The sequence below is a fragment of the Paenibacillus sp. FSL L8-0663 genome (genome assembly GCF_038008125.1).
GTDB classification, from domain to species: domain Bacteria; phylum Bacillota; class Bacilli; order Paenibacillales; family Paenibacillaceae; genus Paenibacillus; species Paenibacillus polymyxa_D.
In genome coordinates this window covers 4,853,478-4,879,540 of sequence record NZ_JBBOYM010000001.1, presented here as the reverse complement: position 1 = coordinate 4,879,540, position 26,063 = coordinate 4,853,478, and the positions used below count along the sequence as shown (strand labels likewise).

Genomic DNA, 26,063 nt, shown 5'->3' with positions numbered 1-26,063 from the left:
AAGCATGCTTTTTCGGACCTGCGCCGGGGCATGCGGTCACTTCATTTTTAGGGGAGGTACAAATGAAATCTTTGTTTGAAAAGGAAGAACGGTACTGGAGCGGCAAGTTTGACGCCGATGACAGCCTGAGCTTCCTTCCCTACAGTCAATCCTCCAAATTATACGCCGACGGGGAAGCTGTGGCCGAGCCGGGTTTGCTTCACCGTACTCTGCCGAGCGAACTCTCGGAGAGAATCATTTGCCTCGCCAACGGTTCGGATTTGGCTTTGTACATGATTGTTTTGGCAGGAGTAAAAAGCCTGCTGTTCAAATATACCGGGCGGGACCAAGTGCTGGTCGGCATGCCTTCTTATAGCGCAGACCCCGACGGGACTCCGCCGCCGCATGACATCTTGGTGATCAAGACGTCCGTAAGCCGCCAGACTACGCTGAAAACGCTGCTCGGGGGCATCAAAGCTTCCATCGGCGAGGCGCTGGAGCATCAGCACCTGCCTTTTCGGAAAATGGTGGAGCCGCTCCATCTGGACTATACGGGGGACGGCCTCCCGGTCGTCAACACCGTCGCATCCTTCGCCCCGATTCATCCGGAACCGCTGGGTAACCGGGTGGCGGCCGATACGGTTTTTCGCTTCGACCGCCAAAACCACTCCATCGAGCTGGAAATAAGCTTTGACGGGCAGCGGTACGAGCGGGCATTTGTGGAACAGGCGGCCGACCATCTTGTTCGGCTGCTGTCCGTGCTTTTATTTCAGCCGGATCTGGAGCTCGGACAAGCCGATGTGCTGTCCCCAGACGAGAGGGAGACGCTGCTGAAGCGATTTAATGACACCGAGACCGGGTTCGAGCGGGGGAAAACGATTTACGGCTTGTTCGAAGAACAGGCGGAGCTTTACCCGGACAACGTGGCGGCCGTCATGAACGAGCGGCAGCTGACCTACCGCGAGCTGAACGAGCGATCCAACCGCCTTGCGCGGAAGCTGCGGGAGACGGGAGTAGAAGCGGACCAGCTGGTAGCGATTCTGGCCGAACGCTCGCTCGATATGGTCGTCGGCATTCTGGCGATTCTCAAAGCGGGCGGAGCATACGTGCCTGTCGATCCCGACTACCCGGAGGAGCGCATTCGCTTCATGATCGAGGATTCGGGCGCGCCGTTATTGCTGATTCAAAAGCATCTGCACGAGAAGACCGATTTCGCAGGAACGCGCCTCGAATTGGACGATTTCGTTTGGGGCGACAGAGGGGTGGACTCCGAAGGTGCGCTGGACGCTTCGAACCTGGAGCCGATTTCCGGGCCGCTCAACCTGGCATATGTCATCTACACGTCGGGAACGACCGGCAGACCGAAAGGAACGCTGATCGAGCATAAGAACGTAGTGCGGCTCCTGTTCAACGACAAGAACCTGTTCGACTTCGGGCCGTCCGACACGTGGACGCTGTTCCACTCGTTCTGCTTCGATTTCTCCGTCTGGGAAATGTACGGAGCGCTGCTGTACGGAGGCAAGCTGGTCATCGTACCGCCGCTGACGGCGAAAAATCCGGCTGATTTCCTGGCGCTGCTAGGCCGCGAACAGGTTACCATTTTGAACCAGACGCCAACGTACTTCTACCAGTTGCTGCGCAAGGTCTTGGCGGACCATCCGTACGATCTGCGGATTCGCAACGTCATCTTCGGGGGCGAAGCACTCAGTCCGCTGCAGCTCAAGGGCTACAAGACGAAGTACCCGGAGACGAAGCTGATCAATATGTACGGCATTACCGAGACGACAGTTCACGTGACGTATAAGGAAATCACGTGGGTCGAAATGGAGGCGGCGAAGAGCAATATCGGCAAGCCGATCCCGACGCTGAGGGTGTACGTCCTGGATGAAAACCGCCGCCCTGTGCCGATTGGCGTAGCGGGCGAAATGTACGTGGCCGGGGAAGGCCTTGCGAGAGGATATCTGAACCGTCCAGATCTGACGGCGGAGAAGTTCGTCGATTCCCCGTTTGCGGAGGGGGAGAAACTGTACCGCTCGGGCGACTTGGCGGCATGGCTGCCGGACGGCAACATCGAATACCTGGGCCGGATCGACCACCAGGTCAAAATCCGCGGGTACCGGATCGAACTGGACGAAATCGAGACGCAGCTGCTGAAGATCGCCACCGTGCAAGAAGCCAAGGTGCTCGACCGCGACGACGCGAACGGCCAAAAGCAGCTTGTCGCTTACTACGTCGCGGAAACGAGGCTGGCGGCGCATGAACTCAAGGAGGAGCTCGCCAAGCAGCTTCCGGGGTATATGATTCCTTCGCACCTCGTGCAGCTTTCGCGGATGCCGCTGACCCCGAACGGGAAAATCGACCGCAAAGCGCTGCCCGCGCCGGAGGAAGCCGCGGCCGGAGGAGCGGAATATGTCGCGCCGAGAACGCTGCTCGAAATGAAGATCGCCCGCGTCTGGCAGGATACGCTTGGCGTTCCGCAGGTCGGCGTAAAGGATAACTTTTTTGAGTTGGGTGGCAATTCGTTAAGTCTGATGAGGCTCGTTCAAGCCGTTTACGATGAAACGGGCATCGAGATACCGCTAAACCGCCAATTCCATAATGTAACAGTTGAAGCCATGGCTTTCGGAGAGGGGGACCTGGGCCTGGATAGAGGGGGAGACTCCTTCATTAAGCTGAATAAAGTAGGAAATCTGAACGTGTTCTGCTTTCCTCCGGGCAGCGGCTTCGGCATCGGTTACCGAGAGCTCGCAAGCAGGCTCGACGGCCGGTTCGTGCTCTACGGCATTGATTTTATCGACGATGCCGTCGATTACGAGGCTATGCTGAACCGTTATGTGGACGAGATCGTCCGCATCCAGCCGGAAGGGCCTTACGTGCTGCTCGGCTACTGCTTCGGAGGAAACCTGACGTTCGAGGTAGCCAAAACGATGGAGAAAAGAGGGTATTCCGTAACAGACGTGCTAATGGTGGACTCGTGGATTAAGCACACGCTGACGCCTTCCGAAACGTCGGAGAAAGAGCTTGAAGAAACGCTTGCCGATTTCGACGAAGAAGAGAAGGAATTAATGAGCAGCCCGCTCGTGCGGGAGCGGGTTCATCGGAAGGTCAAAGCGACCTTGGCGTACGAAGCGCAGCTCATTAATTCCGGCACGATCCCGGCCCGGATTTACGAACTGATTGCGAAGGACAGCGAAGCGTTCCGCCTGGAGCACCAATTGCCTTCCTGGCGGGGGGCAACGACGCAAGCTTACGCCGATTACCGGCTGGAGGGCGCGCACGAGGAATTGCTGGAACTCGTGCGCGTGGACGAAACGGCCGTCGTCATCCGGGACATCTTAGAGCAAGTCAAGCGGCAGATCGAAGCGGAGGACGGGGTACTGCATGGAAGCTGACCGCCAGCCGTCTGTTCTAGAACAAGGCACAGTGGCGCCTTCCAAGCGCCAAACCGCTTACGCAGCCTGGAAAGCGTTCCGCTGGCTGATGTCCTATGTAAGCCGTCACAAAGGCTGGATGATCGTCGGTGTCTTGTCCGCGATTGCCGCCGCCGTTATTGAGATATGGACGGGAAGTTTGATCGAGCAGCTGACCACCCAGGCCGAGAAGGGGGCGGGGCCAATCGTTCTGCAAATCGTGTACGCGGTCTTTGTGGTCATTTTGATCGGTGTGCCGGCGAAGTTTTTCATGAGCTTCGGCGTGGAGCGAAGCAGCGCCTCTGCGGTGCAGGATATCCGCAGCCATGTCATGCGTCATATCGGTAAACTCCCGGTCTCCTATTTAGAAAAGCAGCACTCCGGCGACGTATTGTCGCGGATCAACAACGACCTGCAACTCATCCAGCAGTTTATGATTCGGGACCTCGCCCAGTGGTTTTATCATCCGCTGTTGTTCATCGGCTGTTTCGCTTATTTGATCTACCTCCAATGGGAGCTGATGCTGTACAGCCTGCTGTTATTTCCCGTAGCGCTGCTGGTTTCCCAATGGATCGGCAAGCAGTTGGAGCGGTTGACGGAGGAAGCCCAGGCGAACATGGGCCGAATGAACGTCAACCTCCAGGATACGCTTGGGGGTATGCCTATTGTAAAAAGCTACCTGCTATCCGGCATGTTATCTCGCTCCTACCAAGTGCTGCTGCAATTGACGGCCCAAAAAAAGCTGGCCGTGAAAAAGCGGGAAGCCTGGGTCAACCCGCTGCTTTCCACGCTGATGATCAGCCCGATCATTTTCGCCGTCAGTTACGGAAGCTATTTGATCTACAAAGGGCAGCTAGGCGCCGGAGAGCTGATCGCCTTCCTGTACTTGCTGAATCTGTGTCTGGAACCGCTGGAGCATATTCCCGAGCTCATCACGCGGACGTTCGAAATGACCGGTGCCCTGAGAAGGGTCTCCGAAATCGTCGAGCAGCCGACCGAAACGGAAAATGGCCGTTCGCTTCCGAAAACGAGCGCCGCCCCCATCGAGTTTCAGAACGTGACCTTCGGGTATGAGGAGAGCTCCCCGATCCTGCGGAATGTTAGCTTCTCGGTGCCGGAAGGGAAGACGATCGCGCTTGTCGGAGCGAGCGGCGGAGGGAAGAGCACGGTGTTTAAGCTTGTATACGGCTTTTATCCGCTTCCGGAGGACCAGGGCGAGATCCGCGTGTTTGGCAGCCTGATCCACGGCGCCGATCCGGAGCAGCTTCGGTCGCATTTTTCCGTGGTAACCCAGGATTCATATTTGTTTAGCGGCACGATCGCTGAAAATATCGGCTACGGGCGGGAAGTAGCGTCGATGGACGAGATTATCGAAGCCGCCAAAGCCGCTCAGGCGCATTCTTTCATTATGCAGCTTCCCGACGGCTACCAGACGTATGTCGGAGAGCGCGGAGGGTTTTTGTCCGGCGGGCAGCGCCAGCGCATTGCAATGGCCCGGGCTTTCCTGAAGGATGCTCCCGTTTTGCTGCTGGACGAGCCAACGTCGGCTCTTGATCCGGAGTCGGAAAGCGCGGTTCAGGAAGCGCTGGGCGTATTAATGAAGCAGAGAACGACGATGATTATTGCCCACCGGCTTTCTACAGTACAAAACGCCGACGAAATTTGGGTCATGGAACAGGGGAGTATTGTTGAAAAGGGCACTCATGAACAATTGCTGAAGATGAAGGGACTGTACGCCCAATCGTACTATCAGGAATTTACCGAGTCTGCCGAACGCAGGGAGGTGGCGTACACATGAAAAAGGGCGGATGGCTCTCGCAAGTGAAAGAACTCGGCTACTTGCTGATGTTTATGAACCGCAAGCGCAAAACCCAGTACGCCATTGGCCTGGCCGTGACGGCGCTCACCCAGACATTGTTCCTGATCGCCTTCAGCTTGGTCGTACATAACTTGGTTGATTTCGCCGTGGCCCGAGATACGTCCCTGATGGTGGAAGCCTTTATTATTTTGGGCGCGGCCTTGTTTCTGGAAAATGTGATTTCTCCCTGGTTCATTTACTTATACCAGCGCAGTGTCGAGCTGACTGTGCTGAATATTCGCGAACGTCTTTATGACAAGCTGTGCCGGGTGCGGCCGAGATTCCTGGAGCAGACGCACCATGGGGACTTGCTGTCGCGGGTGAACAACGACGTAACGACCGTTGAGTTTACATTCTCGCAGGTTTACTTCGTTTTGCTGCTTCAAGTTGTCTTTTGCATCGGCTCCATTGTCTCCATGGTGTTGATCGATTGGCGTTTTGCTGGCGTATCCTTCGTCATTCTGCTGCTGTCCTCCGTGGTCAGCCTAAAATTTGCGCGGGATATTCGCGCCTTGTCCGAACAAGGCTTGCAAACGCTCGGTAAAATGACCGAAAAATTCAAAGATTTTATGGGCGGCATTCAAATTGTGAAGCTGTTCCGCATCCGTACGATTTACGGCCAGTACGAGGCGTTGAACGAACAAATGACGCAGACGCTTCGGCAAACCGCGCAGAAGAACGGCATGCAGGCTGCGGTGAATCATTTTATCAGCTACGTCACGTTCTGCGGCATCATCGTCATCGGCAGTCTTCTTTATGCCTACGGACTGATGGGAATGGGAAGCGTCGCTGCCCTGGCGGTTCTGCAAGTGAATCTGACGCACGCCTTGTTGAACTTGGGGATGGTTCTGTCGATGACCCAAAATTCGCTCGCAGGCGCTCACCGGATTCAAGAGGTACTAAGAGAGGAAGAGGAACCGGAGCGTTTGGGATCTCCTCACAGCGAGCTCGTGTCGGAGGCTGCGGTGGAGTTTCGCGATGTGGAATTTTCCTATCAGGCGGATAAAAAGGTGCTTGTCGACATCTCCATGCAGGTGTTTCCCGGCCAGGTCGCCGCTATCGTGGGGGCCAGCGGCAGTGGCAAAAGTACGCTGATCAAGCTGCTGCTCGGCTTTTATCCTGTGGACAGCGGAGAAATCCTGCTCCAAGGCAAACCGTTCGGCCATTACACGCTGGACGAAATCCGCAGGCAGATTGCATACGTTCCGCAGGAGCCATTCTTGTTTACCGGCACGATTGAGGAAAACATCCGCTACGGCAACCCGGATGCAACGGATGAAGAAGTGATCGAAGCGGCCAAAGCGGCGTACGCTCACCATTTCATTCAGGAACTTCCTGAACAGTATAAAACGCCGGTGGGAGAGAGAGGAGCGTCGTTGTCGGGCGGACAAAGGCAGCGAATTGCGATCGCACGGGCGATTCTCAAAAACGCCCCGATTCTGCTGCTGGACGAAGCGACTTCCGCGCTGGATAACGAATCCCAGCATTGGGTACAGCAGGCCTTGAACGTATTGATGAAGGGGCGCACCACCATTCTGATCGCCCACCGACTCAGCACCGTGGAACATGCGGATTTGATTACCGTCATGAACCAAGGGACGGTCGTCGAGCGGGGCCGCCATCAGGACCTGCTGGCGCTCGGAGGTTTTTACGCCCGGCTGTACGGCTAGACCCGCTTTACGGCGGGCGGCTTCTTGCTCGCGAATGCGACAGAGTCTTTTAGTAATCCAAGGTATGACTTTATAACCGGTAGTTACCAGAAAACGTAGACACAAAAAATGAGGAAGAGTCCGATGGAGCCGTTCCGGGAATGGCCTGCGCGGTTCTTCTAAGAGTGACTAAGTGACATCTAGGTACAAAGCCTATCTATAAAGAATCTCTAAACCGGGAGTGTGTCGATGTGACAGAGAATACCAACGAGCAATATGGATTAACGCAAGCCCAGCGCCGAATATGGTTCATGGAAATTATGAATCCGGGAACGTCCATCACGATGCTTTCCGCGACCTACCAGATTACGGGCGAGATCAACACACAGCTTCTGAAGCAAGCGGCGGCAGAGATCGTCAAAACCTATGACGTTTTCCGAATCCGCATTAGCGGGGATTTGCAAAATCCAACGCAGTGGTTCGAAGAGCCGGAGAATGTCCAAGCTAGGATAAGCCGCCTCGAAATAGGCACAATCGAACAATTCTATGCTTGGGTGAAGGAAGTAAGCGAAAAACCGGCCAGCGTGTTCGACGAACACCTCTACGAATTTACGATTATTCATTTTGCGAACGGCCAAGTATGGCTCAATTTGACGGTAAACCATATTATCGCCGACGGCTTGTCCGTCAATGCTTTGCTGCATGCGGTGATGGAAAAATACCTGGAACTGCGCAAAGGCATCTCCAGCAGTTACCAGCCCCCTTCCTATCTAGATTATATTTCCGCGGAGCGTGAATATGAGCAATCGCAGCGTTATCAGAAAGGCAAGGAATACTGGCTGACGAAGTACAACACTTTGCCTGAAACGACCGGCATTAAATCGTATCCGCCATTCTCGATCGGCAGCGAATCCAATAAACTGTCCATCACTTTGGACGGTTCCCGGTATGAACGCATTCTGGCCTTCAGCGAACAATATCAGGTCAGCTTATATACATTATTTCTGTCCGCCATGTACGCCTTATTGTACAAGCTGACCGACAGCACCGATGTTCCGGTCGGCACGGTTTTTGCCAATCGCACCAGCAAGAAGGAAAAAGAAACGATTGGCATGTTCGTCAGCACCGTGGCTACGCGGATTCGTCTGAATCCAGACAGGAACGTGCTTTCCTTGATCCAAACGGTTTCCAAGGAAAATACGGCGGATCTGCGGTATCAGAAATACCCTTATAACCAATTGATCCAGGATTTACGCGAACAACACGGCCGCAACGATCTTTCGGGGCTGTTCCGCACGTCTCTGGAATATCTGCCTTTGAAAATCGTGGAGTACGAAGAAATCAAGGTACGCCTGGAGGCTCACTTCGCTAGGCACGAGATGGACGATTTGCTGCTGCGCTTCGACCATATGCTGAATGAAGGCCATGTCATTCTCCATGCTTCCTATCGTACCGGCTTGTTCGAGACGGCCGAGATTGATCGGATTATGGAACAGTATGTAACCGTTCTGGACCAGTTTCTTCAGACTCCCGAACTGCCGGTACGCGAGATTTCTCTGCTGAGCGATGAGGAGAGACACCGCATTCTCAACGTTTTTAACCCGCCGGTGGCAGGGCTGAGCGAGGGAGAAGCGTTTCATCGGTATGTTGAAAAGTTTGCCCGGGAAATTCCGGATCATCCGGCAGTCGTCTACATGGACAAACAGCTGACCTACGGCGAATTGAACGAACGCGCCGAGCGGCTGGCTTCTCTCCTTCGCGAACAGGGCGTGGGAAGGGAGACGATTACGGGGATCTGGGCGGAGCGTTCGGTGGAACTGCTGGTCGGGGTGCTCGCCGTTTGGAAAGCCGGCGGAGCCTATGTACCGCTGGACCCCGATTATCCGGCGGAGCGGATTGAGTACATGCTCAGCGATAGCGATGCATCGGTGCTGCTTACGCAGCGTCATCTGTTGGAGCGGGCCGGAGGTTGGTTGGCCGATGACCGGCTGAAGCTTCAAGCTGTCTATGCCATGGACGATGAACAGATTTATAACGGGGATGCCTTAGCCGTGGAATTTGAATCTGCCAACAGCGCCCCGCAAGACTTGGCTTATGTGATTTACACCTCGGGTACGACGGGACGCCCGAAAGGCGTCATGATCGAGCACGGCAGTCTCGTGAATACGGCGGATGCGTACCGTCGCGAGTACCGGTTGGATCAGTTTCCGGTGCGGCTGCTGCAGTTGGCCAGCTTCTCGTTTGACGTGTTCGTCGGAGACATCGCGCGGACGCTGTATAACGGAGGCACGATGGTGATTGTGCCGAAGGATGACCGGATTGATCCGAACCTCTTATACGGCTGGATTCGGGACCAAAACATTACGGTATTCGAATCGACGCCTGCGCTCATCCTGCCGTTCATGCAGCATATTTATGAAGAAGGGCTGGACGTTAGCTCCATGCAGTTGCTGATTACCAGCTCGGATGCTTGCAGTGTCACCGATTACCGATTGCTGCAGGAAAGATTCGGCGGACAATTCCGCATCATCAACAGCTATGGAGTTACCGAAGCGGCCATTGACAGCAGCTTTTACGGTGAGCCGCTGGATAAGCTGCCGTCGTCGGGTCATGTGCCGATCGGCAAAGCTTGGCTGAACGCCCGGTTTTACATTGTCGATGCCGCGTTAAAGCCGGTTCCTGTAGGGGTTCCGGGCGAGCTTGTCATCGGCGGCGCCGGGGTGGCGCGCGGGTACTGGAACCGTCCGGACCTAACCGCCGAGAAGTTTGCGGACAGCCCGTTTGTGCCGGGCGAACGTCTGTACTGGACAGGCGATTTGGCCCGCTGGCTGGAAGACGGCAACGTCGACTTCATCGGTCGGATCGACTATCAGGTGAAAATTCGCGGGTTCCGGATCGAACTCGGCGAAATTGAAACGGCCCTGCTGCGTTTCCCGGGCGTCAAGCAGGCTGTGGTGACCGACCGTACGGATGAGCAGGGGCAAAAGTATTTGTGCGGCTACGTGGCGGCGGATGCTTCCGTGCAGCTGAGCGATCTGCTGTCCCAATTGAAGCAAGAGCTGCCGGCCCATATGGTCCCGGCCCGGCTGGTGTCTCTTGATAAGCTTCCGCTCACGCCGAACGGCAAAATTGACCGTAAAGCGCTGCCTGAACCGACCGGAGAGGTAGAAGCAGGCCGTGAGTATGTGGCTCCTCGCACAACGCTGGAAACAAGACTTGCTCTCATTTGGCAGCAGGTGCTGGGTATTGCGCGAGTTGGAGTCCAAGACGATTTCTTTGACTTGGGTGGTCATTCCTTGCGGGCCTCCACGCTGGTTTCCAAGATTCGGAAAGAGCTGCAAGTCGAGGTTCCGCTGCGGGAAGTTTTTCGCTATACCACGATCGAACAGCTGGCCCAAAGAATCGGCGGTTTAAGGCAGCAGGAGACGTATGAGATTACAAAGGCGGCTGAGGCCGAGTACTATCCGGTTTCATCCGAGCAAAAGCGTCTGTACGTCCTGCGCCAGCTTGACGGGGCCGAGCGCAGCTACAATATGTCGGCGGCGCTTCTTCTCGAAGGCAAGCTGGACCGCACGCGCGTCGAGCACGCGTTCCGGGCGCTGATTCAGCGCCATGAGACGCTGCGTACCGGGATCGAGCAGGTTCAAGGCGAGCTTGTCCAGCGCATCTATGACGAGGTGGAGTTTGCTGTCGATTATTTCCAAGCGAGCGAGCGGGAAGTGGAGCAAGTGGTGGAAGCTTACTATCACCCGTTTGATCTGACCAAGCCGCCACTTCTCCGCATCGGCCTGATCGAAGTCGCCGAGGATCGCCACATTCTGCTGTTCGATATGCACCATATCGTCTCGGACGGCATTTCGACTGCGCTGCTCTTCGACGAGTTCAGCCGCCTGTATCGGGGTGAGGAGCTGGCCCCGCTGCGCATTCAATACAAAGATTATGCCGTTTGGCAGCATTCCGAAGCTTATGGGCAGATGCTTCAGCCGCAGAAGGAGTATTGGCTGAAACAGCTGTCGGGCGAGCTGCCGGTCTTGGAGCTACCGATGGACTTCCCACGGCCTGCGGTGCAAAGCTTTGACGGCCGAACTGTGAAGTTTTATATCGAGAAAGATCGGACGGAGAAGCTGAAAGAGCTGGCGGCACGGACAGGGACGACCCTGTACATGGTGCTGCTGTCGGCTTACACCATCCTTATGCATAAATATTCGGGTCAGGAAGATCTGATCGTAGGAACGCCGATTGCCGGAAGAACGCAGGAAGAAGTGCAGCCGATCGTAGGGATGTTTATCAACACGCTGGCCATTCGCAGCCGTCCGGAGCGTTCCAAGCCGTACCTTTCGTACCTGGAAGAAATCAAGGACATCACGCTCGGGGCTTTCGAACACCAAAATTATTTGTTCGAAGACTTGGTGGAAAGTCTTCACATTCCGCGCGCGACCGGCCGAAATCCGCTCTTTGATACGTTCTTCTCTCTGCAAAATACGGAGAACGAGCAAATTGTCATCGAGGGGCTGGAGCAATCATTTTATCCGCTGGAAAACCGAACATCCAAGTTCGAGCTGCTCCTGGACATTTCAGAGCTGGACGGTCAGCTCGAATGCCGGTTAGAGTACGCTACGGCTTTGTATAAACAGGAGACCGCGGAGCGGTTCGCCAAACATTATGACAAGCTGCTTGAAACCATCGCAGCAGCGCCGGACGGGGATATTGCCTCGCTGGAAATGCTCACGGAGGAGGAAATCCGCGAGCTGGTGCGCGGTTTCAACGATTCGGAGGCGGACTACCCGCGGCAGCAGACGATTCACGGCCTGTTCGAAGAGCAGGTGGAGCTTTACCCGGACAACGTGGCCGCCGTCATGAACGAGCACCAGCTGACCTACCGCGAGCTGAACGAGCGATCCAACCGCCTTGCGCGGAAGCTCCGGGAGACGGGAGTAGAGGCGGACCAGCTGGTAGCGATTCTGGCCGAACGCTCGCTCGATATGGTCGTTGGCATTCTGGCGATTCTCAAAGCGGGCGGAGCATACGTGCCTGTCGATCCCGACTACCCGGAGGAGCGCATTCGCTTCATGATCGAGGATTCGGGCGCGCCGTTATTGCTGATTCAAAAGCATCTGCACGAGAAGACCGATTTCGCAGGAACGCGCCTCGAATTGGACGATTTCGTTTGGGGCGACAGAGGGGCGGACTCCGAAGGTGCGCTGGACGCTTTGAACCTGGAGCCGATTTCCGGACCGAGCAACCTGGCATATGTCATCTACACGTCAGGAACGACCGGCAGACCGAAAGGAACGCTGATCGAGCATAAGAACGTCGTGCGGCTCCTGTTCAACGACAAGAACCTGTTCGACTTCGGGCCGTCCGACACGTGGACGCTGTTCCACTCGTTCTGCTTCGATTTCTCCGTCTGGGAAATGTACGGAGCGCTGCTGTACGGAGGCAAGCTGGTCACCGTACCGCCGCTGACGGCGAAAAATCCGGCCGATTTCCTGGCGCTGCTGGGCCGCGAACAGGTCACGATTTTGAACCAGACGCCAACGTACTTCTACCAGCTGCTGCGTGAGGTCTTGGCGGACCATCCGTACGATCTGCGGATTCGCAACGTCATCTTCGGGGGCGAAGCGCTGAGTCCGCTGCAGCTCAAGGGCTTCAAGACGAAGTACCCGGAGACGAAGCTGATCAATATGTACGGCATTACCGAGACGACGGTTCACGTGACGTATAAGGAAATCACGTGGGTCGAAATGGAGGCGGCGAAGAGCAATATCGGCAAGCCGATCCCGACGCTGAGGGTGTACGTCCTGGATGAAAACCGCCGCCCTGTGCCGATTGGCGTAGCGGGCGAAATGTACGTGGCCGGGGAAGGCCTTGCGAGAGGATACCTGAACCGCCCGGATCTGACGGCGGAGAAGTTCGTCGATTCCCCGTTTGCGGAGGGGGAGAAACTGTACCGCTCGGGCGACTTGGCGGCATGGCTGCCGGACGGCAACATCGAATACCTGGGCCGGATCGACCACCAGGTCAAAATCCGCGGGTACCGGATCGAGCTGGACGAAATCGAGACGCAGCTTCTGAACGTCAAGGGCGTGGAAGAAGCGGTGGTGCTCGCCCGTCAGGACGGCAAGGGCGAGAAGGCGCTTGTCGCCTACTTTGTGGCGGACCGGACGCTGACGGTCAGCGAAATAAGAACCTCGCTGGCCCAGGGAATGCCGGGGTACATGATCCCGTCGTACTTCGTGCAGTTGGAGCGCATGCCGCTGACGACCAACGGTAAAGTGGACCGCAAAGCGCTGCCGGAGCCGCAAGGCGGCATACAAACGGGCGTCGAATACGTAGCGCCGCGTAACCGGACGGAGTCCCAGCTTGTGAAGATCTGGGAGGAAGTGCTGGGCTACTCCGGCATTGGAGTCCTGGACAATTTCTTCGAGCTCGGAGGCCACTCCTTGCGGGCGACGAACCTTGTCAGCAAGATTCGGAAGGAAATGAACGTCGAACTTCCACTGCGTGATGTGTTCCGCTATACGACGGTAGAGTCGATGGCCGGGGCTATTGCCAGCTTGGAAGAAACACAGCACAGCTCGATTCCGAAAGCGGAAGAGAAAGCGTACTATCCGGTTTCCTCCGCGCAAAAAAGGCTGTACGTCCTGCACCAGCTGGATAGCTCGGAGCTGAATTACAACCTCCCAAGCGCCTTGCAATTGGAAGGGGCTTTGAACGAGGCCAAAGTGGAAAAGGCGCTGACTACTTTGGTGGCCCGGCACGATATGCTGCGCACCGGTTTTGAAATCGTGAATGGGGAGCCGGTTCAGCGTATTCATCCGCTCGTAGCTTTCAAGGTCGAGAAGCTTCAAGTAAGCGAAGATCAGGTTGCGGCCATTCTTGAAGGCTTCATTCAGCCTTTTGACTTGACCCAGCCGCCTTTGCTGCGCGCCCTGCTGATCGAACTGGAGAAAGAGAAATTTCTGCTCGCGCTGGATATTCATCATATTGGTTCCGACGGCCTTTCCATGGACGTGCTGCTGCGCGAATTCGTGCGGCTTTACAATGGGGAAGAATTGCCGGAGCTGCGGATTCAATACAAGGATTACGCCGTTTGGCAGCAATCCGAGGAGCAGCGCGAGCGCATCAAACGGCAGGAGGAATACTGGCGCGGGGTATTCAGCTCCGAGCTTCCGGTTCTTGAGCTGCCTCTCGACTTCTCCCGCCCGGCCGTCCAGCAGTTTGACGGTCAAACGCTCACGTTTACGCTGGATGCGGAGAAAAGCGAAGCTCTCAAACGGCTTGCCGGCGATTCGGGGGCGACGCTGTACATGCTTCTGCTGGCTGCGTACTCCGTATTGCTTCATAAATACGCGGGACAGGAAGATATAGTGGTCGGCACTCCGATTGCCGCCCGTTCTCACGCCGACCTGCAGCCGATCATCGGTATGTTCGTCAATACGCTGGCCCTTCGCTTGGGTCCGACGGCAGAGCGGACGTTCCTGGATTACTTGCAGGAAGTGAAGGAAACGACGCTTGGAGCCTACGAGCACCAGGACTATCCGTTCGAGGAGCTGGTGGAAGCTCTTCAGGTGAGCCGGGATTTAAGCCGGAATCCTCTGTTTGACACCATGTTTTCTTTGCAAAAGCACGAAAGCTTGGATTTAACCCTGGAAGGCTTGCAATGGTCGCTGTTCGACATCGAGGAAAAGACGGCAAAGTTTGATCTTAGCCTTGATATCGTGGAATCCGATAACGAGCTGGTTTGCAAGATTGAGTACGCTACTTCGTTGTTTAGACAGGAAACGATGGAACGGCTGGCGGGTCATTACGAGCAGCTTTTGGCGTCGATCCTGGCTCAGCCGGGTGCGCGGATTTCGGATTTGGATATCTTGACGGACAGCGAAAAGCATGATTTGCTGGTCGGGTTTGACGTGTCGTCTTCGGCTCTTGCGAAGCAACCCGCCGCAGAGGGTACAGGTTTGGAAGCGAATGAGTCGTGGAGAGAGAGAACGTTCCACGAGCTGTTCGAGGAGCAGGCGGAGCGCACTCCGGGAGCGCTGGCGGTTGTCTACGAAGACAGCAAGCTGACGTATGCGGAGCTGAACGCCAAAGCGAATCGTCTAGCGTATGCACTGCGGGCGTGCGGGGTGAAGCCGGAGCAGGTGGTCGGCATTCTGGCCGGCCGTTCGGCGGAGCTGTTGATCGGGGTGCTCGCCGTATGGAAAGCGGGCGGCGCTTATGTGCCACTCGACCCGGACTATCCGGCGGAGCGGATCGAGTACATGCTCGCGGACAGCGGGGCGTCGGTACTGCTCACGCAGACCTGCCTGCTGGAGCAGGCGGAAGCTTGGCGCAGCGAAGGAGCTCTAGTGCTGCAAACGGTGTTTGCGCTTGACGACGCCGAGACGTACAGCCTCGGAGCGGCTGTGGGCGTACAAGTTTTGGGCGAAGCAGGCGCAGAGGCGGAGGCTTTGGCGCAAGCGGAAACGGCTGCTGCCGAAACGTCTGCCACGGCTGAAGCCGAGAAGAACGTACTAACGGCGGATCTCGCATCGAATCCGGCGAATGTGAACAAGCCGCGCGATTTGGCTTACGTCATCTACACCTCCGGTACGACGGGCAAGCCGAAGGGCGTGATGATCGAGCACCGCAGCCTGGTGAACACGGCGGCGGGCTACCGACGGGAATACCGGTTGGATCAGTTCCCGGTGCGGCTGCTGCAGCTCGCAAGCTTTTCATTCGACGTGTTCGTCGGCGACATTGCACGGACGCTGTACAACGGCGGCACCATGGTCATCGTGCCGAAGGACGACCGGATTGATCCAACCCGCCTCTACGGCTGGATTCGCGACTACGCCGTGACGGTGTTCGAATCGACTCCGGCGCTGATCGTGCCGTTCATGGAGCATGTGCATGCCGAGGGCCTGGACCTCAGCTCGATGCATCTGCTGATCACAAGCTCAGATTCGTGCAGCGTAGCGGATTACCGTACCTTGCAGGAGCGCTTCGGCTCGCAGTTCCGTATTATTAACAGCTACGGCGTAACAGAAGCAGCCATTGACTCCAGCTTCTATGACGAGCCGCTGGAGAAGCTGCCGAAGACGGGCAGCGTGCCGATCGGGAAAGCGTGGCTGAACGCCAAGTTCTACATCGTGGATGCGAATCTGAAGCCGGTGCCGATCGGAGTGTTAGGCGAGCTGGTTATCGGCGGAGTGGGTGTGGCCCGCGGTTACTTGAACCGCTCGGATTTGACGGCGGAGAAATTCGTAGACAGCCCGTTCGCCGCTGGGGAGCGGCTGTACCGGACGGGCGACCTGGCGCGCTGGATGCCGGACGGCAACGTGGACTTCATCGGCCGGATCGACAACCAGGTGAAAATTCGCGGCTATCGGATCGAGCTTGGTGAAATTGAAGCGGCCATGAAAAATTTTGCCGGCGTGCGTCAAGCGCTTGTCATCGACCGGACGGACGAGCGGGGGCAGAAATATTTGTGCGGGTATGTCGTAGCGGATTCCAGCTTCGATCTGGAAGGGCTTGTAGCCCATCTGGACGCCGCGCTGCCTTCCCATATGGTGCCTTCGCGCATCATGCGCCTGGATCAAATGCCGCTTACGCCGAACGGGAAGATCGACCGTAAAGCGCTGCCTGTGCCGGAAGGAAGCATTCGTGCCGAGGTTGCATACACCGCGCCTCGTACTCCTGCCGAGCAGGCACTTGCGTCGGTCTGGCAGTCAGTGCTGGGCGTGGATCAGGTCGGCACGATGGACAATTTCTTTGCGCTCGGCGGCGATTCGATCAAGGCCTTGCAGGTATCGTCCCGTCTTTTGCAAACGGGGTACAAGCTGGTCATGAAAGATTTGTTCCATTACCCGACGATTACTGCCCTTAGTTTGCACCTGCAAACGGCGGAGAGAACGGCAAACCAGGCCGAAGTGACGGGAGAGGTCATCTTGACCCCGATTCAGCGCTGGTTCTTTGAACAAAATCCGGCTGACGTGCATCACAGCAACCAGGCGTTCATGCAGTTCTCCAAGCAAGGCTTTGACGAAGAAGCTTTACGCCAAGCGGTGCGTCAGCTTGTTGTGCATCACGATGCTCTCCGTACGGTTTACCGCCAAACCGAGAACGGCTATACCGCATGGAACCGCGGCGCCGGGGAGAACGAAGCACTGTTCGATCTGGAAGTTGTCGATTTCAAGGGAGTCGGCGACGTGAAAGAAACGGTAGAGGCTAAGGCGAATGACATTCAAGCGAGCATCGATCTTGAAAACGGTCCGCTGGTGAAGCTCGGCTTGTTCCGCTGCGACGACGGCGACCACCTGCTCATCGCGATCCATCACTTGGTCGTAGACGGCGTATCCTGGCGGATTCTGCTTGAGGATTTTGCTGCCGGCTATGAGCAGGCGCTGCAAGGGCAGCCGATCCGTCTGCCGCTCAAAACGGATTCATTCCAAACGTGGGCGAAACAGCTCGCTGATTATGCGAACGGTCCGGCGATGGAAAGCGAGAGAGAGTATTGGCAGCATATCGAGCAATTGACCTATGAGCCGCTTCCGAAAGATTTTGAACAAGGCAGATCCAAGCTGAAGGACAGTGGGCTCGTGACCGTTTGCTGGTCGATGGAGGAAACCGAACAGCTGCTGAAGCAGGCACACCGTGCTTACCATACGGAAATGAACGATTTGCTGCTTGCCGCGCTTGGCCTCGCGGTACAAGCTTGGAGCGGCCGTGAACGCGTGCTGGTGAATCTCGAAGGCCACGGCCGGGAAGATATTTTGCCGGATGTGGACATTACACGCACGGTTGGCTGGTTTACAAGTCAATTCCCTGTTGTTCTGGAGCCGGGTCACGCCCAGGCGCTCGGTCATCACGTGAAACAGGTTAAAGAAAGCTTGCGTCGCATTCCGAACAAAGGAATCGGCTACGGCATCCTGCGTCATTTGTCGGTGCCGCGTGACGGCGAGCGCTTTGCTTTGGAGCCGGAGATCAGCTTTAACTATTTGGGTCAGTTCGACCAGGATTACGAAAGCAGCGGCTCGCAGCCGTCTTTGTTCAGCCCGGGCTCCGATTCAAGCCCGAATGCAGTGATGGATTTTGTCCTCGATATCAACGGTATGGTGTCGGAAGGAGTGCTGGAACTCACGATCCGTTATGGGGAAACCCAGTATAAACGGGAAACGGTAGAGCGCCTAGGCACCCTGCTTCAATCGAGCTTGCGTGAAGTCATCAGTCATTGCGTATCGAAAGAGCGGCCGGAGCTTACACCTAGCGACGTACTGCTTCAAGATGTGACGTTGGAGGAACTGGAGCGGCTGGCCGAACATACGGCGGCGCTCGGCGAACTGGAGAATGTATACACCCTGACTCCGCTGCAAAAAGGGATGTTGTTCCACAGCCTGCTGGATGCCGATTCGGAAGCTTACTTCGAACAGGTGACCTTCGATCTATACGGAAGCCTGAATGTCGAAGCCTTCACCCAAGGATTGGATACACTGGTGCAGCGGAATGAGGCGTTGCGGACCAACTTTATTACCGGCTGGAGAGACGAGCCGATTCAAGTGGTATTCCGCGAGCGGAAGTGTGAAGTGTACTTCGAAGATATTCGCTCGGTAAGCGATGAAGACCCGGAGAAGACGATAGCCGATTTCGTCAGCGCGGATAAAGCGAACAAGTTCGATTTGGCCCGAGGCTCTCTTATGCGCGTGACAGTTTTGCGCACGGGCGACGAGTCCTACCATGTGGTCTGGAGTCACCATCACATTTTGATGGACGGCTGGTGCATGTCCTTCATGATCAAGGAAGTGTTCGACACCTACTTCGCGTTCCAGGAGAAGCGGACGCCGGAGCTTCCTCCGGCTACCTCGTACTCCCGGTATATCGAATGGCTGGAAGCTCAAGATGCCGCGAAAGCTTCGCGTTACTGGTCCGAGTATTTGGCGGGTTACGATCAGCAGACCAAGCTGCCCCAGGAGAAAACGCAGCTGAAGCAGGGCGCTTTTGAAGCGGCTGAAATCAATGTGGAACTCAGCAAGGAACTGACCGGGCAAATCGAGCGGGTGGCGCGCCAGCAGCAGGTGACGCTCAATACGTTCATGCAGACCGTTTGGGGGCTGGTTCTGCAGGTATACAACAACAGCGAGGATGTCGTATTCGGCTCCGTCGTATCCGGGCGTCCGGCGGAAATTCCGGGCATCGAAAGCATGATCGGCCTGTTTATTAATACGATCCCGGTCCGTATTCAAGGCAAAGCCGAGGAGACGGTAGCCGATATCTTGAGAAAAACCCAGGATCAAGCGCTGGCATCGGGAGCTTACGAAACGTTCCCGCTGTTCGAAATTCAGTCGCTGAGCGAGCAAAAGCGCGACTTGATCAACCATATCATGGTCTTTGAAAATTATCCGATGGAAGAACAGATTGAGCAGGTCGTCGGCGGAGACAAAGAAGCGCTGAAAATCGCTAATATCCAGTCGCCGGAGCAAACGAACTACGACCTGGACATTACCGTCATTCCAGAAGAGCATATTTTGCTGCGGTTTACGTACAATGCGCTGACGTTCAGAGAGGAAGACATCAGGCTGATCCACGGTCATTTTGCCCGGGTACTGGAGAAGGTTGCGGCTAACCCGAACATCCGCGTGAATCAGTTGGAGCTTTTGACGGCGGCGGAAAAAGAGCAAATTCTCGGCGCGTTTAACCCGGCGCAGCCGGAAGCGGCTCCGGCGGCCGCGTTCCACCGGCTGTTTGAGGAACAGGCGGAGCGCACGCCGGAAGCGGCGGCCGTCGTGTACGAGAACGACCGACTGACGTATGCGGAGCTGAACGAGCGGGCGAACCGCTTGGCGGCCACGCTGCGCGCAAGTGGCATCGGCCGGGAGACGATCGTCGGCATTCTCGCCGAGCGTTCGGTGGACTTGCTGGTGGCCGTGCTGGCCGTCTGGAAAGCGGGCGGGGCGTATGTGCCGCTCGACCCGGATTATCCGGCAGAGCGCGTGCGGTTCATGCTCGAAGACAGCGGAGCGAAGGTACTGCTGACGCAAACGCCGCTGCGAGAGCGTGCCGAAGCCTGGCTCGGCGAAGAGGAGCTGGCGCTGGCGGCGGTGCTGTACCTGGACGACGAAGCGTCGTACAGCGAGGAGCGGACAAATGCCGACAGCTTCCATGAAGCCCGTCCGGAGGATCTGGCGTACGTGATCTACACGTCGGGAACGACGGGCAAGCCGAAGGGCGTGATGATCGAGCACCGCAGCCTGGTGAACACGGCGGCGGGCTACCGGCGGGAATACCGGTTAGCTCAGTTCCCAGTGCGGCTGCTGCAGCTCGCAAGCTTCTCGTTTGACGTGTTCGTGGGAGATATCGCGCGGACGCTGTACAACGGAGGCACGATGGTGATTGTGCCGAAGGACGACCGGATCGATCCGTCTCGTCTGCACTACTGGATGGAGCGGGAGCGGGTCACCATCTTCGAATCGACGCCGGCGCTGATCGTGCCGTTCCTGGAGTACGTGCACGAGCAGCGGCTGGATATGAGCTGGATGGAGCTGTTGATCACGAGCTCGGACAGCTGCAGCGTGGCGGATTACCGGACCTTGCAGGAACGCTTCGGCTCGTTGTTCCGGATCATCAACGCATACGGTGTGACGGAAGCGGCAATCGACTCCAGTTTCTACGACGAGGAGCTGACGAAGCTGCCGCAGACAGGCCATGTGCCGATCGGCAAAGCGTGGCTGAATGCGAAATTCTACATCGTGGACGCGCACCTGAACCCGGTGCCGGTCGGGGTGCTGGGCGAGCTGGTTATCGGCGGAGTCGGAGTGGCGCGCGGGTACTTGAACCGTCCGGAGCTGACAGAAGAGAAGTTCGTAGACAGTCCGTTCGCCGCGGGCGAGCGGTTGTACCGCACGGGAGACTTGGCGCGGTGGATGGAAGACGGCAACGTGGACTTCATCGGCCGGATCGATAACCAGGCGAAAATCCGGGGGTACCGGATTGAGACGGGTGAAGTCGAAGCGAAGCTGCTGAGTGTAGGTGGCGTGAAGGAAGCGGTCGTCGTCGTCAGGGAAGATCAAGAAGGTCAGAAAGCTTTGTGCGCTTATTATACAGCGGAAGAAGGCTTGACGGCGGCGGACCTGAAGCGGGCGATTGCCAGCGAGCTGCCGGGGTACATGATCCCGTCGTACTTCGTGGAGCTGGAGCGCCTGCCTCTGACGCCGAACGGAAAGATTGACCGGAAGGCGCTGCCGGCACCGGAAGGGGGAGCAGGCGAAGGCCGCGAATACGTGGCGCCGCGCACCGAACTGGAGGCGAAGCTGGCCGCCATTTGGCAGGATGTGCTTGTTCGGGAGAAGGCGGTAGGCGTAACGGACAACTTCTTCGACCTCGGCGGTCACTCCCTGCGGGCGACGACGCTGGTCAGCAAAATGCATAAGGAGCTAGGTGTTGAATTCCCGCTTCGCGACGTATTCCGCTACTCGACGGTTGAGGAAATGGCCGCGGCTATGGAGCGGCTAGAGATCGGCTCGTTCACGGCTATTCCGGCTGCGGAACCTAGCGAGTATTATCCGCTCTCTTCCGCTCAGAAACGTCTCTATATCTTGAACCAGCTGGAAGGAGCCGGGCTGAGCTATAACATACCGGGAGCTATGCTGCTCGAAGGAAAGCTCGACCGGCAGCGGTTTGAAGAAGCGTTCCGCGGGCTCGTAGCTCGTCATGAAACGCTGCGTACCGGCTTTGAGATGGTAAAAGGCGAAGCGGTTCAGCGGATTTACGAAGAAGCTGCCTTCCAGGTGGAATATGTGCAGATCAGCGGGGAGCAGGCGGAAGAAACGGTGCGCCAATTCGTTCGTCCGTTTGATCTAGCGAAGCCGCCACTTCTGCGGGTAGGCCTTGCCGAACTGGCGCCGGACCGGCACATTCTAATGTTCGATACGCATCATATCGTATCCGATGGCGTTTCGATTGACGTACTGATCGAAGAGTTCGTCCGCTTGTACAGCGGGGAGCAGTTGGAGCCGCTCCGCATTCAGTACAAAGATTATGCGGTATGGCAGCAATCGGACGAGCAGAAAGCTCAGCTTGCCAAGCAGGAAGCCTACTGGCTCGACATGTTCCGCGGAGAGCTGCCGGTTTTGGAATTGCCGACGGACTATCCGCGCCCGGCTATGCAGAGCTACGAGGGCCGCACGCTGCAATTGTTTATGGATAGCGAGAAAAGCGAGGGTCTGAAACGGCTTGCAGCCGAGAACGGCGCAACGCTTTACATGGTTCTGCTTGCTGGTTATACAATATTATTGCATAAGTATACAGGGCAAGAAGACGTGGTGGTCGGTACGCCGATTGCGGGAAGAAATCACAGCGACGTTCAGCCGCTGATTGGGATGTTCGTCAATACTCTGGCCATCCGCAGTTATCCGGCCGCCGGTAAAACGTTCCTTGACTACTTGAAGGAAATCAAGGAGACGACGCTGGGCGCTTTTGAACATCAGAATTATCCGTTTGAGGAACTGGTGGATAAGGTGAACGTAGCTCGCGATTTAAGCCGCAATCCGCTGTTCGATACGATGTTTGCTTTGCAGAATACAGAGAATTTGGAAATCCAGCTTCCCGGACTCCATTTGTCGACGTATGCCAGCGAAGAAATTGTTTCTAAATTCGATCTCAGCTTGGACGTCACGGAGATCGAGAAAGGCTTGGAATATCTGTTTGAATACGCCACTGCTCTTTATAAAACCGAAACGGTGGAGAAATTGGCCGCTCACTACTTGCAGCTGCTTGAATCCATTCTCCGCAACCCGTCGGCGACTATTGCCGAGATGGGCATTTTGACACCGGCGGAAAAAGAGCAAATTCTCGGCGCGTTTAACCCGGCGCAGCCGGAAGCGACTCCGGCGGCCGCGTTCCACCGGCTGTTTGAGGAACAGGCGGAGCGCACGCCGGAAGAGGCGGCCGTCGTGTACGAGAACGACCGGCTGACGTATGCGGAGCTGAACGAGCGGGCGAACCGCTTGGCGGCTACGCTGCGCACAAGCGGCATCGGCCGGGAGACGATCGTCGGCATTCTCGCCGAGCGTTCGGTGGACTTGCTGGTGGCCGTGCTGGCCGTCTGGAAAGCAGGCGGGGCGTATGTGCCGCTCGACCCGGATTATCCGGCGGAGCGCGTGCGGTTCATGCTCGAAGACAGCGGAGCGAAGGTACTGCTGACGCAAACGCCGCTGCGAGAGCGTGCCGAAGCCTGGCTCGACGAAGAGGAGCTAGCGCTGGCGGCGGTGCTGTACCTGGACGACGAAGCGTCGTACAGCGAGGAGCGGACAAATGCCGACAGCTTCCATGAAGCCCGTCCGGAGGATCTGGCGTACGTGATCTACACGTCGGGAACGACGGGCAAGCCGAAGGGCGTGATGATCGAACACCGCAGCCTGGTGAACACGGCGGCGGGCTACCGTCGGGAATACCGGTTGGATCAGTTCCCGGTGCGGCTGCTGCAGCTCGCAAGCTTCTCGTTTGACGTGTTCGTGGGAGATATCGCGCGGACGCTGTACAACGGAGGCACGATGGTGATTATGCCGAAGGACGACCGGATCGATCCGTCTCGTCTGTACCACTGGATGGAGCGGGAGCGGGTCACCATCTTCGAATCGACGCCGGCGCTGATCGTGCCGTTCCTGGAGTACGTGCACGAGCAGCGGCTGGATATGAGCTGGATGGAGCTGTTGATCACGAGCTCGGACAGCTGCAGCGTGGCGGATTACCGGACCTTGCAGGAACGCTTCGGCTCGTTGTTCCGGATCATCAACGCATACGGTGTGACGGAAGCGGCAATCGACTCCAGTTTCTACGACGAGGAGCTGACGAAGCTGCCGCAGACAGGCCATGTGCCGATCGGCAAAGCGTGGCTGAATGCGAAATTCTACATCGTGGACGCGCACCTGAACCCGGTGCCGGTCGGGGTGCTGGGCGAGCTGGTTATCGGCGGAGTCGGAGTGGCGCGCGGGTACTTGAACCGTCCGGAGCTGACAGAAGAGAAGTTCGTAGACAGTCCGTTCGCCGCGGGCGAGCGGTTGTACCGCACGGGAGACTTGGCGCGGTGGATGGAAGACGGCAACGTGGACTTCATCGGCCGGATCGATAACCAGGCGAAAATCCGGGGGTACCGGATTGAGACGGGTGAAGTCGAAGCGAAGCTGCTGAGTGTAGGTGGCGTGAAGGAAGCGGTCGTCGTCGTCAGGGAAGATCAAGAAGGTCAGAAAGCTTTGTGCGCTTATTATACAGCGGAAGAAGGCTTGACGGCGGCGGACCTGAAGCGGGCGATTGCCAGCGAGCTGCCGGGGTACATGATCCCGTCGTACTTCGTGGAGCTGGAGCACCTGCCTTTGACGCCGAACGGAAAGATCGACCGGAAGGCGCTGCCGGCACCGGAAGGGGGAGCAGGCGGAGGCCGCGAATATGTGGCGCCGCGCACCGAACTGGAGGCGAAACTGGTCGCCATCTGGCAGGACGTGCTGGGGGCGGTCACGATTAGTGTAACGGACAACTTCTTCGACCTCGGCGGTCACTCCCTGCGGGCGACGACACTGGTCAGCAAGGTGCACAAGGAGCTGAGCGTGGACCTGCCGCTGCGCGATGTGTTCCGGCACTCGACCATCGAAGCGATGGCCGAAGCGATCAGCCAATTGGAGCGGCAGGAACACCTCTCCATTCCGGTTCTGGATAAGAGGGATTACTATCCGCTTTCCTCCGTGCAAAAACGGCTGTACATCCAGCAGCAGATGGAAGGCGCCGAGCTTAGCTACAACATGTCCGGCATGACGGTTCTCGTCGGGCGCTTGGAACGGAATCAATTCGAGGCGGCGCTCAAAGAATTGATAGCTCGTCACGAAATTTTGCGAACCGGCTTCGAAATGGTCGACGGCGAACCGGTACAACGGATTTATCCGGACTTGAAGTTTGCCGTCGAGTATACGAAAGCGACGGAAAGTGAAACGAAGAGCATCGTAGACGGCTTTGTGCGCGTCTTTGATTTGGAGCGGCCGCCGCTGCTGCGTGTGGGCTTAGTCGAATGGGAAGCGGAACGGCATCTGCTCATGCTGGACATTCATCATATCGTCACGGATGGCATGTCGATGGGCATCTTCGTCGAAGAGCTGCTGCGCCTGTATAACGGTGAGACTCTGGAACCGCTTCGGATTCAATACAAGGAGTTCGCCGCTTGGCAGCAGTCAGAACCTGTAAGAGAACGGCTGAAACGTCAGGAAGCCTACTGGCTGGACGTGCTGGAAGGCGAACTGCCGACGCTTGAACTGCCTACGGACTTTGTCAGACCTGCCGCTCGCAGCTTTGAGGGAGATGTGCTGCCCTTCAGCATCGACAAGCAGATGACCGACAGCTTGCAGCGCATCGCCGATGAGAACGGCGCCACCCTTTATATGGTGTTATTGGCGGCCTATTCAATCCTGCTCAGCAAGTACTCGGGACAAGAAGACTTCATTGTAGGCATGCCGGTTTCGGGCCGCACACATGCCGACCTGGAGCCGCTCATCGGAATGTTTGTCAACACTTTGGCGATTCGCCATTATCCGTCCGGGGAGAAGACGTTCCTCGCTTACTTGAGCGAAGTCAAAGAAACGATGCTGGGGGCCTACGACCACCAGGATTATCCGTTCGAGGAGCTTGTGAAAAAGCTGCAGGCGCCGCGAGATCAAAGCCGCAATCCTGTATTCGATGTCATGTTTGTTCTGGAAACCAAGGAAGATAACGTTCAAAGCTTCGGGGATATCAAGATCGAATCTTATCCGGAAACTCATACGGTTTCCCAATTTGATCTTACCTTGGTCATTTCGTTGCTGGATGAGGGAATGAACGGGCAGTTTGAATATGCTACCAAGTTGTTTACGCGCAATCTGATCGACAATTTCGCTCAGGACCTGCTCGTGATCATCACCCAAATTTGCGAACAGCCTTCGGTGCTGTTGAAGGATATTTCCCTGAACGGGCAATCCGAACAGGAGCAAGATGTGCTAGAGGCCATTGATATTATTTTCTAATCCCTTACCCGGCTTGGGTGTATGCCGTATTTTTCTCGGTACGCATCCTGCCGGGTGTTTTTTTCCAAATGAAAGGGAAAAATCCACCACAGGAATTTGACGTCAAGTGCCGCTGAGTAACGATTTCAATTTACTGGAAAATCGACAA

The 26,063-nt window shown here is 56.7% G+C and carries 4 protein-coding genes; all 4 read left to right on the top strand.

The annotated features are described in order from the left end of the window. The first annotated feature begins 62 nt into the window (after positions 1–62). The 4 genes from MKY75_RS21575 (at position 63) to MKY75_RS21560 (ending at position 25,915) form a co-directional block, all read left to right on the top strand. Positions 63–3,371 carry a non-ribosomal peptide synthetase gene (locus MKY75_RS21575; RefSeq protein WP_340886504.1) on the top strand — a complete coding sequence of 1,103 codons (3,309 nt, stop codon included), beginning with the start codon at positions 63–65 and terminating at the stop codon, positions 3,369–3,371. Further along, positions 3,361–5,187 (top strand): ABC transporter ATP-binding protein, encoded by a 1,827-nt coding sequence (locus tag MKY75_RS21570; protein WP_340886502.1) that lies wholly within the window; start codon positions 3,361–3,363, stop codon positions 5,185–5,187. The genes MKY75_RS21575 and MKY75_RS21570 overlap by 11 nt, the downstream gene beginning before the upstream one ends. Further along, complete coding sequence (locus MKY75_RS21565; protein WP_340886499.1) at positions 5,184–6,917, top strand: ABC transporter ATP-binding protein; 1,734 nt, start codon at positions 5,184–5,186, stop codon at positions 6,915–6,917. The genes MKY75_RS21570 and MKY75_RS21565 overlap by 4 nt, the downstream gene beginning before the upstream one ends. Before the next feature lie 230 nt (positions 6,918–7,147). Next, positions 7,148–25,915 carry a non-ribosomal peptide synthetase gene (locus tag MKY75_RS21560; protein ID WP_340886496.1) on the top strand — a complete coding sequence of 6,256 codons (18,768 nt, stop codon included), beginning with the start codon at positions 7,148–7,150 and terminating at the stop codon, positions 25,913–25,915. Positions 25,916–26,063: the final 148 nt, after the last annotated feature.